Below are 13,254 nucleotides of genomic sequence, written 5' to 3'. Positions count from 1 at the left end.
TCACTTTTTCGTCGCATCGAGGGTATTGCTGACGCCGTTCTCACCCCGTCGGGTCGTGCGGCAGCGATACCTCTTGGCAGATGACGATCTCCGGCGCAGATTGTCATGATGGACATCATCGACAAGGAGGCCCGGTCTCGGCTGATGAGCCGCATTCGCGGCAAGGACACCAATCCGGAAATGATCGTGCGCCGCATTGCCCACCGGCTCGGGTTCCGATTTCGCCTTCACCGCAAGGACCTGCCCGGCAGCCCCGACCTCGTCTTCCCCGGTCGGAAAAAGGTCGTTTTCGTCCACGGCTGCTACTGGCATCGTCATCCCGGCTGCCGCTTGGCCTACGAGCCTAAATCGAACGTCGAGTTCTGGACGGCAAAGTTTGCAGCGAACGTGGCGCGCGATCAGAACGCCATAGCAAAGCTTCATGCACAGAGCTGGGATACCTTGGTAATATGGGAGTGCGAGGCTAAAGATTCGGAGCTCGTGACCTCTCGCTTATCGGCCCACCTTGGACGACCTAACGACCGATGATAATCAATTTTGCAGCCCGCCAAGCGAAGCTGGACCACCTGCGCCGCACGGGTGCGCCGCGCGTGCTTGAACTGTGCTCGGGTTGCGGCGGCTTGTCCCTTGGCATGGAGGCTGCGGGTTTCGAACTATTGGCTCACGTTGAGTTCGACGAGACCGCAGCAGCCAGCTACGCGTTGAACTTCAAGCCTCCGGTCGAAGCGCAGAAGGTGGCTTGGAGTCTTGCCCGCGACATGGTCGCGACCGATCCGGCGATGCTAGCGAAGGAAATCGGTCTGGAGGGCGCGATCTCCGACCAGTTCGATGTCCTGGCAGCCGGTCTTCCATGTCAAGCCTTCGCCCGCATCGGTCGATCGAAGCTGCGCTCGGTGACCGGCGACGGTGATGCCTATGTCAATGACCCGCGCGCTAAGCTGTATCAGCGGTTCCTGCAGTACGTCGAATCCGTCCAGCCGGTTGCGATCCTGATCGAGAATGTCCCGGATATCCTCAATCACGGCGGCCACAATGTGCCGGAGGAAATCTGCCAGACGCTGGAGACGATGGGCTACAACGCCCGCTATACCCTTCTGAACGCAGCCTATTACGGCATTCCGCAGATGCGCGAGCGGCTGTTCCTTTTGGCCATTGACAGCTCGCTGGGCTTCGCGCCGAGTTTTCCGGAGCCGAGCCACGCCGCCAAGCTGCCGTCTGGCTACGACAGCGCCCGCACGGTAGCGCTGAAGCATGTTCCGGCCGAGGGCGCGCACTTCAGCGAGGCTCCGCCCGTCCGTCCGGGGCTGCCGGAAGCCGTTTCTGTCAAGGCAGCGCTCAGCGATCTGCCGTGCATCACCGAACACTTCTCTGCTCCGAGCGACATGCGGCGGCGCAAGTTGACTGACCGACTGCCCTACGCCTACAGCACTGACCTCAGCACCTACGCGAGCAAGATGCGAGCTTGGCCAGGCCAACAGATCTCAGATGTCGATACCGACGGCCACGTCGTACGCATCACACCTCGCGACTTTGACATCTTCAGGCGCATGAAGCACGGCGGCGACTATCCGCATGCGAGGGCGGTCGCCGAGACGATCTTCAGGGAGAAGCTTGAGGCCCACGCCATCCGGCCCGGCGAGGGCTCGAAGGCTTGGGAGGAGTTGCGCGCAAAACATGTGCCGCCCTACGATCCGGGCAAGTTCCCTAACAAGTGGTGGAAGTTGGATCCGGCGCTGCCGTCGCGGACGCTGACTGCGCACATGGGCAAGGATACCTATTCTCACATCCACTGGGACAGTGGACAGAAGCGCACGGTCTCTGTGCGGGAGGCAGCCCGGCTTCAGTCTTTCCCGGACAGCTTCCGGTTCGCCGGTGCCATGAACGCAGCTTTCCGGCAGATCGGCAATGCTGTGCCGCCGCTCTTGGCTGAAGCCGTGGCCCGTTGGCTCAGGCAGGACCTCCTACGTGAGCCTGTGCGATCGATGCAGGACGATACCGACTCCGAAGCCGCCTGAGCTGTGCTATCAACGTTCGTCTACTCATGGCTGCCGACCATGAAGCCTGACTATAGAGCATTGCGGGGGAATCGATGAAGGCGGTTGCTGGGAGCTTCATTGCGCGGTTCTCGAAGGGGCTGGCCGCCGGATGAAGTACGAGACGAATCCGCCCGACGCCGCTTCACTGATGATGTCGGCCCGAAGCTTCGGAAACTACGACCTGCCCCGTGCCCTGGCTGACCTGATCGACAACAGCATCAAGGCCGGAGCCCGCGAGATTGTCCTGACTTGTCTGTTCAACGATGGCGACCCTGAGATACGCGTCCGCGACGACGGCCACGGGCTTTCGGGCCAGGAACTGCGCGACGCTATGCGGCCCGCTAGCAGCAACCCGCTTGCCGAACGATCACCGGATGACCTCGGCCGGTTCGGCTGGGGCATGAAGTCAGCGTCCTTCTCGCAGTGTACCCACCTCACCGTGCTAAGCCAGAAGAACGAGGCGCTGACCGGCTGCGTCTGGAATCTCTCGGATGTAGACGCTTGGCGTATGGGTGTGCTCGAGGCCAATGAAATTGAGGCGTTGGCGTCGCCAGAGCTCCTTGCGAAAGACGGCGTCGAGGTAATCTGGTCCGATTGTGACCGACTGTCGGAGAACGGCAGCGTCACCCAGGCGGAGTTCAACGCGCTGGTCGTTCACGCCGGTAACCAACTGGCGCTGACCTTCCACCGCTATCTGGCCGGCGAAGTGCGAGGCCGGAAATTAGGCTCAGGACTCACTAATCAGAGCCAGAAGATGACGGTGGCTGCGATGCAGATGGCTGAGAAGAAGGTGTGGGCGCACCGGTCGTAGCGTGTGGCGATGCGGCGCCAGTCCTTGAGTTTGGCGAATAGGTTCTCGACCTTGTGTCGCTGGCGGTAGAGGGCCTTGTCATAGGCGAAAGGCCGCTTGCGGCTCCTGGATGATGGAATGCAAGGCGCGATCCCCTTGGCGGCGAGCGCGTCCCGGAACCAGGCGCTGTCATAACCCCGATCGGCGATCAGACTCTTGGCCGGCGGCAAGGCATCAAGGATAAGGCGGGCGCCCTTGTGGTCGCTCATCTGGCCTTCCGACAAGAGCATGATGATCGGCCGGCCTTTATCGTCGCAGACGGTGTGGAGCTTGGAGTTCAGGCCACCCCTTGTGCGCCCGATACGACGGGGAACAGCCCCTTTTTTAAGAGGCTCGCCGCAGTGCGGTGGGCTTTGAGATGGGTGGCATCGATCATGACCCGATCGGGTTTGGGCCCTTCGCCGGCGAGGCTGGCGAAGATGCGGTCGAACACCCCGAGCCGGCTCCAGCGGATGAAGCGGTTGTAGAGCGTCTTGTGCGGACCGTAGTCCTTCGGCGCATCCTTCCACTGCAGGCCGTTGCGGATCACGTAGACGATGCCGCTCACCACCCGCCGGTCATCCACCCGCGGAACCCCATGGGCCAGAGGAAAGAACGGCGAGATCCTCGCCATCTGGCGCGCGCTCAACAGGAACAAATCACCCATCGCAGCCTCCTCAACGGAAACTGTGAATCACACCCGCAGCTCAATTAATAGGTCCTGAGCCTAGTGCTCCGACTTAACAATCGGAAGATCGAGCCGCTAGACCCATTCTACCGCGACCACGAGGCAACCCAGCAGCTCGAAGCCGAGCCACTGGAGATCGGCGGCCGAACGATTGATATTCAGCCTTTCATACTGCCGCACTACTCGAAACTGCTGCCCAATCAGTACGACCAGCTTGGAGGCGAAGAAGGTTTTCTCCGCAACCAGGGCTTCTACGTCTACCGCAATCACCGCCTCATCATCAGTGGTACTTGGTTCCGGCTGCTGCGACACGGCGAGCTATCGCAGCTTGTGCGGGTGCGCGTGGATATTCCCAACGCACTCGATCACATCTGGAAGATCACCATCGACAAGTCGGACGCACAGCTCCCGACGATCCTGCGTAATCGGCTACGCCAGATCGTCGAAGGCCTCCGCCGCCGCTCCGCGCGTGTGTTCCGCTCGCGTGGAGGCCGCTTGGACCGTGCCGGCACCACGTCGGTCTGGAGTCGTTACGGGCGCGGTGGCGAGGTCCGTTATGTGATCAACCGTAATCATCCGGTGATCGAGGCGCTCCTGGGGTCGGGAGACGACAGCCAGAAGCAGACCGCAAGCACCGCGCTGAAAGTGATCGAGCAGGCATTTCCGGTCGCCGCATTCGCTCAGGATGTCGCGCGCGAACCTGATGCGATCCATCAAACGCTCACTGATCCATCAGTCTTCAGGGGCGACCTGAACGCCGCTCTGCCGCTGCTGCTGATGCAGGTCGGCGGAGATTTCGCCGCTCTGGAAGCCTTGCTGCGGATAACCGAGCCGTGGTGCGAAGCCTGGGGTGCCACCGAAGCGGTACTCAAGGAAAAGGGTTGGCTGAATGCGTGATCTGAGTGCCGAGCTGGCTTACCTGACGATGAGTCTCGGGAGAACCTACTCGCAAGAAGTCAGCGCCGGACGTGCGCTGCCGGACGGCGCGATCGCCGCCGAAATCGCCGCCTCGCCTTTCAGATTCGATGACGAGGAAAAGGCGGAGATGCTGCGGATGCTGGAGGCGAGCTTCACGCAGACCCAGACACGCGGCTACTCCGTCTTCAGCGACTTCAAGCCTTGGCTGAAGGAGAATGCCGCCTCGATCGACTTCTACTACTGGAGTCGACTCAAGCGGTATTACCTTGAAGGTGGCTCACTTGCGGCGCCAGTCGTCGCCACCCTGGACGCCGTCACCGATCAGATCCTCGACTTCGCCGGTAATCCCCTCACGCCGGGTATCGGGGCTCGGCGCGGCATGGTGATGGGCCATGTCCAGTCTGGCAAGACGACCAACTACTCGGCCCTGATCTGCAAAGCGGCGGACGCCGGTTACCGCACCATCATACTGCTGGCCGGCATTACGAATTCGCTGCGAGCCCAGACCCAGGAGCGGCTGGACGAGACCTTTATTGGCAGGAAGTCGATCTTTCACGCTCTGGCCGCCGAGCCGCTGCCGATCCTCACGTACGCCATCAAGAAGCGCTTTCCGGCCTACGGCACCTCGCGCGACAAGGATTTCACCCGCGACTCTGGCGCCGGCGTAGTCTTCAGCTTGGCCGCGCACAATGAGCCGATCATCTTCGTCTGCAAGAAGAACAAGGCGCCATTGGCCAAACTACGCGACTGGCTCATTGAACAGGGCCACGGCCAAATCATCAGCTCGCCCCTTCTGCTGATCGATGACGAAGCCGACAACGCCTCTATCAATACGTCCAATGACCCCCGGGCAACCACGGCGATCAATGCGGTGATCCGCGAGATCATGGCGCTCTTCGAACGTCGTTCCTACGTCGGTTACACCGCTACCCCGTTTGCCAACATTTTCATCGACCCCGACACCAACGACGAGATGCTGAAGGACGATCTGTTCCCGAAGCACTTCATCAAGACGCTCGACCCGCCCAACACCTACGTCGGCGCCTCCCGCGTGTTCGCCGACGATGGCGATCTGCGCCAGTCGATGGTCGCGGTGGTGAATGACTACGTTCCGCACCTGCCGTTGAACCACAAGGCGGACCACCCTGTGACCCTTCCGCCGTCTCTGCTGACTGCACTCCGGGTGTTCCTGCTTACCCGCGCCATCCGTATCCTACGCGGCCAGGGTCGGCAGCATTGCACGATGATGATCAACGTGAGCCGCTTCAACGCCATCCAGGAGAAGGTGCACGGCGAAGTTTATGTGTACCTCCAGACCCTGCAGAACGCCGCCGCCATGGCCATGGGATCGGACGCGCTGCGCGATCCCGTCATCGCCCTGCTAAATGAGGACTTCGACCGCGAGTTCGGCGACGGCGAGGAGACCTTCGACGCCATCCGCACCGCCCTAGCGGAAGCGGCGCGGGTCCAGTCAGTAACTGTGAACATGAAGGGAGGCGCGCTGGACTATCGCGCCCACCGCGAAAGCGGCCTGCACGTCGTCGCCATCGGCGGCCTCGCGCTCTCGCGCGGCCTAACACTCGAAGGCCTGACTGTCTCCTACATCTTGCGCAACACCGCAGCCTCCGACACCCTCATGCAGATGGCACGCTGGTTCGGCTACCGGCCGGGCTACGAAGACGTCTGCCGGGTGTACCTGCCGCAGCTCGCCCTCAACCATTATCGCGAGATCAATGGCGCCATCGAGGAGCTACGCGACGAGGTGCGCCGGATGCACGATCTCGGAATGAGTCCGGAGCATTTTGGGCTAAAGGTTAGGGAAAGTCCGACCGCAATTCGTATCACCGCCGCAAACAAGATGCGCACCGCAACCCAGATGAGAATCGCACAGGACTATTCCTTGCGGCATTTGGAGGGCTACATCCTGCCGAACAACCAAAAGGACAACGAGGCCAATCTGAAGGCGGTCTCTGCCTTCGTTACGGAACTCGGTATGCCGTCCTCAGAGAAATCAACGTCGCAGGCCAAGGTTTGGGAACGACAGTCCGGTCGATCGGTTATGGCACTGTTGAAAACCTTCAGATTCTCAGCGGCCCACGGCGATCTGGGGCCAATCAGCGGAAACGTTAGCCTATTCGAGGACTACTTCGCCGATCGCGTCCGGGACGAGATGTCGGAGTGGGATGTGGCCATCCCCCATCCCGCCAGTGGCGAGCGAAGAACAGTGTTGCGGTCCGATCTTTCCTTGCCGCTGCGGACGCGCGCGTCCGGCGACGTGGTAGACGGTGGGTTCCGCGTAACCGGCGGTCGAAATCGAGTGGCCGATCCCAATGACGCGCAGATCGGTCTGACACAGAGCCAGATCGATGCCGGAGATGCCGAGAAGGCCAGCGGCCGGTTGCGCGGCGACAAGGCCTACTGCGCTCAGCGTAGTCGCCCGATGCTGCTGATTCATGTGTTCACGACCGACGAAGGACTGCCCCACCTCGAGCTTAGGGGACCAGTCGTCACCTTGAGCTTCTGCCTCACGCAAACGGAAATGGCGACCAGTGAGCGGAGCTACCAAGTCAACGCCGTCTATCGGAAGCAGATCGAAGAGGCGTTCGCGGGCGAGGATGAGGACGACGACGACGCCATCCAGGCTGGAGAAATCTGATGGAGGAGAGCGACTGGCGCGACATCGCCCCTGCGTCCGATCCGCACGTCGACAATGTTCGGCGTGCCTTGTCCTCGCATCCACTGGACTTCTTCCGAGGCCGCAATTTCGCCGGCCAATATATATTCGCCCTGACTGCAGACGACGGCTGCCACGAGTTGCCTAGGCAGCGGACTCATAACGCATTGATCCAGATTCGGACGGCAGCGAGCTTGAGGGCCGCGAGGAAGTTGTCCGGACGGCGATCGTAGCGCGTGGCGAGGCCGCGCATCTGCTTGATGCGGTTGAAGAAGCGCTCGATTTGGTTTCTCTGGCGGTAGAGCCAAGGGCTGAAGGCGAAGGTTCGCTTTCGGATGACACGTGGCGGCACATTGGCAAAGGCGCCGCGTTCCGCCGCTTCAGTGCGGATGGCGTCCGTGTCATAGGCCTTGTCGGCGAGGAGGATGCCGCCGGGTGCGAGCCGGGCCAGGAGTTCGCGCCCCGCCGGTGCGTCGCCGGCCTGCCCTGCGGTGAGCAGGAGGTGAATCGGACGGCCCTCCGCATCGACCAAGGCGTGGATTTTCGTAGTCAGTCCACCCCGGGAGCGTCCCATGCAACGATCGTCATCGCCCCCTTTTTGATCGCGGCGCCGTGCTGGTGAACGCGAACGCAGGAGCTGTCGATCATGACGATGTCCCCGTCATAGGCGGCCGAGACCGCTTCCAGCAACTTGTCCCAGACCCCCGCGGCCCGCCAGCGCACGAAACGGTTGTAGAGGGTTGTACGTGGTCCATAGCGCTCCGGCACATCCCGCCACGGCGCACCGGTCCGAAAGCGCCAGAGGATGCCGTTGATCACTCGGCGGTCATCCACCCGCGCCACGCCGCGCACCTTGTTCGGCAGCAGCGGCGAGATGATCGCCCATTCCTCGTCGGTCAGCTCGTGGCGGCGCATCTGTCAGGCTCCCAGTTCGGGAGCTTGAATCACGATACGCTCAGACGCGCAAATTTATGGGGCCACGCCCTAAGCCGCCGAAACTCAACGGCATAGATGTCCTGGTGGAGCACCGGCAGGGTGGCGGCGCACGGCTCCTGTTAACCCTTGAGGACCGCGAACAGTTCGACATCTTCAGGGCATTGTGCGGCCACCTGCTCGACGCCACTGCTGATCATACGCGCGGCGCCAACGGCCCTGGTCTGCGGCTCGTGCTGCGGCGGCTGGCCGATTGGCACAATATACTCCGCAGGCGCCGCGAAGCGCTCCTGTCGACCGAAGAGATCATCGGCCTCGTCGGCGAACTGTTGTTTTTGCGCGATCAGATAATCCCGCGCGCAGGCGCGAGCGCCGGAGTGGCGGCTTGGCGTGGGGCGCACCGGGACGAGCAGGACTTCGCCGTCGGTGCCTGCCAGATCGAGGTGAAGACCCAGCTTTCGACTGCGGACCATCGACTGCTGATCTCCTCGGAAGCCCAACTCGATACGGCGCGGAGCCGTCTGCTGCTGTGTCATCAAGCCGTCGCCCGAGCACCTATCGGCAGCGGAGCGCTTTCGCTAAATGCCTTGATTGACGACCTCACGCGTGACGTAGCCGCAGACGGACCGGTGGTCATCGAACAGTTCGAGACGGCCCTCGAAGCCTGTCGCTACGCGTGGCGGGAGGAATACGACGAGCCCAGTTGGCTACTGACCGACCGGCAGCTATTCGAAGTGCGCGACGACTTCCCACGTCTAACCCCCGCCATGCTGCCAGTCGGGATACATGCGGTTTCCTACGCCATCCTGCTGAGCGCCTGCCAGAGGTTCGCTGTCGATCTCGACGCGACGTTGGTAGAGGTCTTCACATGAACGCCCCCGACCTCGACGAAGCCTTTGACCGCTTCTGGCAAGACCTGCTCTTTGAGGCGGAGGCTTCGGCTGAACCTCAGGCCGCCGCCTTCTTCCGGCTCTACAGCAAGCTCGCCGCCGAGAATGGCGACTGCATCGATCTCACCTACACACCGGCTCGCAACGAAAGGCGCGGCTCTTTCCAGGTCGACGGCTTCGCCCTCGAACGCGATCGGGGCGATCTCTACTTGGCCGTCTCGGACTTCCGATCCGGCCGAGACTTGGAAACGCTGAATGCCGCCCAGATCGACGCTCTATTCGAGCGCGTCCGTCGCTTTTGCGAGTTGGCGGTGCAGCCCGCCTTCATCAACGCGGTGGATGAGACAAGCCCGTCGTTCCAGGCAGCATGGCCCATCTACGACGGTCGCAGCCAGATTAAGCGCATCCGGGTGATTGCTTTCTCCAATGCTCGCCTGTCCACGCGTCGCAAGCCGGAGATGACTGGCGAGGTGCTAGGCGTGCCCTTCGTCTGCAGCGTCCTCGATTTTGCGCGCTATGCCAATATCCTCAACACCAAGGGCGGCGTCGAACCCATCGAAATTGACGTGACCGCCATCAACGGCGCGCCGCTGCCATGCCTGCCGGCGCACAGCATCGACGGCGAACATACCTCCTACCTCGTCGCGGTTCCCGGAACCTTCCTAGCGGAAATTTACGGCCTATACGGCGCTAAGCTGCTGGAGCAGAACGTCCGTACCTTCCTCCAGGCCCGGACTAAGGTGAACGCTGGCATAATTCGCACTCTGGAAACGGCGCCAGAGATGTTCTTCGCCTACAATAATGGGCTAACCGCAACCGCCGCCGGCATTACCACATCGTCGCTGCCAGGCGGCGGCTTGGGCATCGCTTCTATCGACAATCTCCAGATCGTCAACGGTGGCCAGACCACCGCCTCAATCCTCTACGCGAGCGACAGCCATCGGAAGGATAGGAAAGCGGACCTCAGCCGAGTCTTCGTCCAGATGAAGCTCTCGGTGGTAAACCTCGACCGCCTCGAGGAGGTGGTTCCGCTCATCTCGCGGTACGCCAACACGCAGAACAAGATCAGTGAAGCCGACTTCTTCTCCAGTCACCCGATTCATCTAGTGCTGGAACGCTTTTCTCGGCACCTGCCGGCGCCCCCCAGGGCTGGCGCACTGTCTGGTTCGAAATGGTTTTACGAGCGCGCGCGCGGCCAGTACCGCGATAGACTTGCCTATGGCACCCAAACTGAACGCAAGCGGTTCGAGCTGGAGTATCCCGCTGATCAGCTGATCGAAAAGACAGATCTCGCCAAATTTGAATTCACGTTCGATTGCCGGCCGCATATCGTCAGCCGCCTAGCTCAAAAGTGCTTCCTCGACTATGCTGAAAAAGCTGGAAAGGTCTGGGAGGTTTCAGAGGCACACTTCAACGAGTACTGGTTCAAGTCGGTGATCGCCAAGGCGATCGTTTTCAAGAGCTTGGACCGCCTAGTCGCGCGCGCCGAGTGGTATAAGCAAGATCGCGGTTATAAGCTGCAGATCGTCACGTATTCAATCGCGTGGCTCGTTCATCACCTCCAGGCCCGCGGTCAAGAACTGAACCTAGACACTATCTGGCAGCAGCAGGAGCTGCCCGCCGAAATCGCCGACGCCCTCGGCCAGATCGCGCCGCAAGTTGCCGAGATCATAAAGGATGCGCCGCCAGCGATGAAGAACGTCGGCGAATACTGCAAGCAGCAAGCGTGCTGGGCCGCCGTAGCGGCTTCGGAGTTCGTATTTGACGACCGACTGGACGGCCTGCTTGTCGACCATGACGAAGCCGAGATATCCCGCAAGGCGGCGGTCGCCGCTAGGAAGGTCGACAAGGACATCGACTTTGATCATGTGCTGGTGGTCATGTTGGCCGACACTCAGCCCTTCTTAAGTTTCGCCCGCAGCCGGCGCCTTCTCACGCCGAAGTCGGACGCTGCCCTCAAGCGGTTGACCCGCGGCGACATCCACCTGCCTGCCTCGGAGCGCAACGCGCTCAAGTACATGGTTCAGAAGATGGCCCAGGCCGGCTTCGAGCTGCCTCAGCCCACCCCGCACCAGCCGGCCGCCCAATGACCGGCACACAGAAAGAGAACTACTATGAGGCGCGCGGTTTCAGCGTCTATTACCTTGCTAACGCGGTGTTCAACATCGTCCTGCACTCTGGCGATTACCTGCGCGGAATTGAAGAAATTCTTGGAGATGCGCGCGCTGCGCACCTGATGCGCGGCTTTCATCGCTACACCAACCTACATGAATTCATCCGGGAGATCGCGACCGACATCCTGACGGAGGAAGTCGAGCAAGAGGACGGGCACTGCCGCTACCTGCGAGAATTCTTGAACACTTTCAACGTGCCGTTTCCGGCCGACGCCTTTGAGAGTGAAGATAGCTTCTGGCGTTTTGCGTCGGAGTCGAGCCGCTACCACAACGCACTCGACGAACTGACCGAAGAGGTCTTTCACGTCCTGTTCAATGACGTCGGCTTCCTCCAGGCGTTCAACCAGATCTGCGCCACCTATATCGAGTCAGCCAGCGGCTTCGGTGACGAGTTGAAGACCCAGACGGGCTGCCTCAAGCGGGTCAGGATTCCGAAGTGGGCGCGCCGGGCGATATTCCACCGCGACAAGGGCGAGTGCCGATCGTGCAAGCGCAGCCTTGCCGCAGTCATCAACCGGCTGGAGACCGAACGCTACGACCACATCGTACCGTTGGCCTGCTTCGGCGCCAACGATGTGACCAACCTCCAGCTCCTTTGCGAGCCATGCAACCTTGCCAAGTCCGCGGAAGAAGAACCAGTCTCGCGTCTCTACCAGCGCGCTTTCCGTTGAATTCTCTCCCTGCAACTATTTCGGGGATATGCCTATGGCTGGCGGGCGGAACGTACTCGCTCACACTAAACTTCGACCCGGCCGCCCATGAACGACATCGACTCCGGCAACAATGTCGGCATCCTCTTCTGGCTGTTCACCCAAGCATTCACCATATCGGCCCATTCCTGAAGCATATGTCGCCGCTGCTGTTCGTATTCGGCCTTGTTGTAGACGCCGCGTGAAGAGCGCCCGTCCTCGTGGGCGAGGCATTTCTCGATCCAGTCGCTGTTGAAGCCCATCTCGTTCAGGAGCGTCGAGCCGGTCCGGCGCAAGTCGTGGACCGTGAACGGCTCCAGCGGCAGCCCCTCCTTCTTTGCCCGCGCCACGACAGCCGCGGTGACGCGATTGAAGGTTGCGCGCGACATAGGCGCGTCGGCGTCGTAACGAGACGGTAGCAGGTAGCGCGAGTTGCCGGCGCAGGTCTTGAGCGCAATCAGGATGTCGAGCGACTGTTGCGAAAGGTAGACGTTGTGCGCCTTCGACCGCTTCATGCGCTCCTTCGGGATCGTCCAGACGGCGTTCTCGAAATCCACCTCGTCCCAGGTGGCGTCCTGCAGTTCGCTCTTGCGCACCATGGTGAGCAGGATCAGACGCAGGCCGAGACGGATGGTCGGCAGGGTCGGCACGTGCTCGATCTGCTGCAGCATGATCTTGATCTCGGCCGGCGACAGCGCCCGGTCCTTCGGCTGGAAGGTTGCGATCGAGGCTGGCCCCACCTCGTCGGCCGGGTTCGGCACCTTCTCGCCGTGCAGGATGGCGAAGGCGAAGATCTGTTTGACGATGTCGCGCGCGTGGATAGCGGTCGCCGGCGCGCCGCGCTCCTTCACCTTGGCGCAGAGCTGGCGCAGATCGTCCGGCGTCACCTCGGTCAGAAGTCGGTTCTTCCAGGCGGGGAGAATGTCGCGATCGAGGATGTCCTTGCGCATCGAGCGGGTGCTTTCCGCCATGCGCGCGTCCTTGATCCATAAGGCGCACACCGCACCAAAGCTGCGCTCCATCGCCTTGCGCCGTTTGTCACGCTGCTTCTCATGGGCAGGGGAAAGCCCCTCCGCCACCAGCTTGCTGGCAGTGATGCAGCGCTCGCGAGCCTCGGCGAGCGTGAGGCCATCGGCGCCATAGCGGCCGATCGTTAGCGTCTCCCGGCGACCGTTCAGCCGGTAGTCGTATCGGAAGGTGATTTGGCGTGTCGCGGCGACGGAAACGTACATACCGTCACGGTCGGCCACCTTGTATAATTTATCCTTTGGTTTCAGCCTCTTGATGGCCATGCCTGTAAGCATGGGGACGGCCTAGTTGACGATCGAAAGCGTCTTTTCGAGTTCCAATTTTACCGTCAAATCCGATACCGTCAATCAACGCGAATAATCATTATAAAACAGCGTACTAACTTGGTTTTTCG

The 13,254-nt window shown here is 61.3% G+C and carries 10 protein-coding genes and 1 pseudogene; 8 read left to right on the top strand and 3 right to left on the bottom strand.

The annotated features are described in order from the left end of the window. Positions 1–105 precede the first annotated feature (105 nt). The 3 genes from V5F53_RS06200 (at position 106) to V5F53_RS06190 (ending at position 2,847) form a co-directional block, all read left to right on the top strand. Positions 106–528 carry a very short patch repair endonuclease gene (locus V5F53_RS06200; RefSeq protein ID WP_393998816.1) on the top strand — a complete coding sequence of 141 codons (423 nt, stop codon included), beginning with the start codon at positions 106–108 and terminating at the stop codon, positions 526–528. Then, entirely contained in the window at positions 525–2,015 is a 1,491-nt protein-coding gene (locus V5F53_RS06195) for a DNA cytosine methyltransferase (RefSeq protein WP_393998817.1), read from the top strand. Before V5F53_RS06200 ends, V5F53_RS06195 begins: the two co-directional genes overlap by 4 nt. Positions 2,016–2,145: 130 nt before the next feature. After that, positions 2,146–2,847, top strand: a complete 702-nt coding sequence (locus V5F53_RS06190) for an ATP-binding protein (RefSeq protein ID WP_509212973.1) — start codon at positions 2,146–2,148, stop codon at positions 2,845–2,847. On the opposite strand, the gene V5F53_RS06185 is transcribed toward V5F53_RS06190, so the two are convergent. Continuing rightward, a protein-coding gene (locus tag V5F53_RS06185; RefSeq protein WP_509212807.1) for an IS5 family transposase occupies positions 2,778–3,532 on the bottom strand; the annotation gives its coding sequence in 2 pieces (ribosomal slippage) (positions 2,778–3,199 and positions 3,199–3,532; 756 coding nt in all). The genes V5F53_RS06190 and V5F53_RS06185 overlap by 70 nt on opposite strands. 63 nt (positions 3,533–3,595) lie before the next feature. On the opposite strand from V5F53_RS06185, the gene V5F53_RS06180 reads away from it, so the two are divergent. Continuing rightward, a complete protein-coding gene (locus V5F53_RS06180; RefSeq protein ID WP_509212972.1) occupies positions 3,596–4,450 on the top strand; it encodes a hypothetical protein in 855 nt (284 codons plus the stop codon). Beyond that, positions 4,443–7,127 (top strand): Z1 domain-containing protein, encoded by a 2,685-nt coding sequence (locus V5F53_RS06175; RefSeq protein ID WP_393998835.1) that lies wholly within the window; start codon positions 4,443–4,445, stop codon positions 7,125–7,127. The genes V5F53_RS06180 and V5F53_RS06175 overlap by 8 nt, the downstream gene beginning before the upstream one ends. A gap of 175 nt (positions 7,128–7,302) precedes the next feature. Here V5F53_RS06175 and V5F53_RS06170 read toward each other — a convergent pair. Next, positions 7,303–8,060 (bottom strand): annotated as a pseudogene (locus tag V5F53_RS06170) (IS5 family transposase). 104 nt (positions 8,061–8,164) lie between these two features. Between V5F53_RS06170 and V5F53_RS06165 the strand changes: the two are divergent. The 3 genes from V5F53_RS06165 to V5F53_RS06155 are packed head-to-tail and all read left to right on the top strand — an operon-like array spanning position 8,165 to position 11,813. Beyond that, positions 8,165–8,950, top strand: a complete 786-nt coding sequence (locus V5F53_RS06165; RefSeq protein ID WP_509212971.1) for a PD-(D/E)XK motif protein — start codon at positions 8,165–8,167, stop codon at positions 8,948–8,950. Continuing rightward, positions 8,947–11,058 (top strand): AIPR family protein, encoded by a 2,112-nt coding sequence (locus V5F53_RS06160; RefSeq protein ID WP_393997200.1) that lies wholly within the window; start codon positions 8,947–8,949, stop codon positions 11,056–11,058. Before V5F53_RS06165 ends, V5F53_RS06160 begins: the two co-directional genes overlap by 4 nt. Continuing rightward, entirely contained in the window at positions 11,055–11,813 is a 759-nt protein-coding gene (locus V5F53_RS06155; RefSeq protein WP_393997201.1) for an HNH endonuclease, read from the top strand. Before V5F53_RS06160 ends, V5F53_RS06155 begins: the two co-directional genes overlap by 4 nt. A gap of 65 nt (positions 11,814–11,878) precedes the next feature. On the opposite strand, the gene V5F53_RS06150 is transcribed toward V5F53_RS06155, so the two are convergent. Next, complete coding sequence (locus V5F53_RS06150) at positions 11,879–13,135, bottom strand: tyrosine-type recombinase/integrase (protein WP_393997202.1); 1,257 nt, start codon at positions 13,133–13,135, stop codon at positions 11,879–11,881. Between the last annotated feature and the right edge of the window lie 119 nt (positions 13,136–13,254).

The sequence above is a fragment of the Xanthobacter cornucopiae genome, from assembly GCF_043195065.2.
Classification (GTDB): Bacteria; Pseudomonadota; Alphaproteobacteria; order Rhizobiales; family Xanthobacteraceae; genus Xanthobacter.
The sequence above is the reverse complement of the archived record's forward strand: the minus strand, read 5'-3'. Positions and strand labels throughout refer to the sequence as shown.

Bases quoted from the DNA above. Each gene is read 5' to 3' on its own strand.
- V5F53_RS06200 (WP_393998816.1), top strand. From the start codon at position 106: ATGATGGACATCATCGACAAGGAGGCCCGGTCTCGGCTGATGAGCCGC.
- V5F53_RS06195 (WP_393998817.1), top strand. From the start codon at position 525: ATGATAATCAATTTTGCAGCCCGCCAAGCGAAGCTGGACCACCTGCGC.
- V5F53_RS06190 (WP_509212973.1), top strand. From the start codon at position 2,146: ATGAAGTACGAGACGAATCCGCCCGACGCCGCTTCACTGATGATGTCG.
- V5F53_RS06175 (WP_393998835.1), top strand. From the start codon at position 4,443: ATGCGTGATCTGAGTGCCGAGCTGGCTTACCTGACGATGAGTCTCGGG.
- V5F53_RS06160 (WP_393997200.1), top strand. From the start codon at position 8,947: ATGAACGCCCCCGACCTCGACGAAGCCTTTGACCGCTTCTGGCAAGAC.
- V5F53_RS06155 (WP_393997201.1), top strand. From the start codon at position 11,055: ATGACCGGCACACAGAAAGAGAACTACTATGAGGCGCGCGGTTTCAGC.
- V5F53_RS06150 (WP_393997202.1), bottom strand. From the start codon at position 13,135: ATGCTTACAGGCATGGCCATCAAGAGGCTGAAACCAAAGGATAAATTA.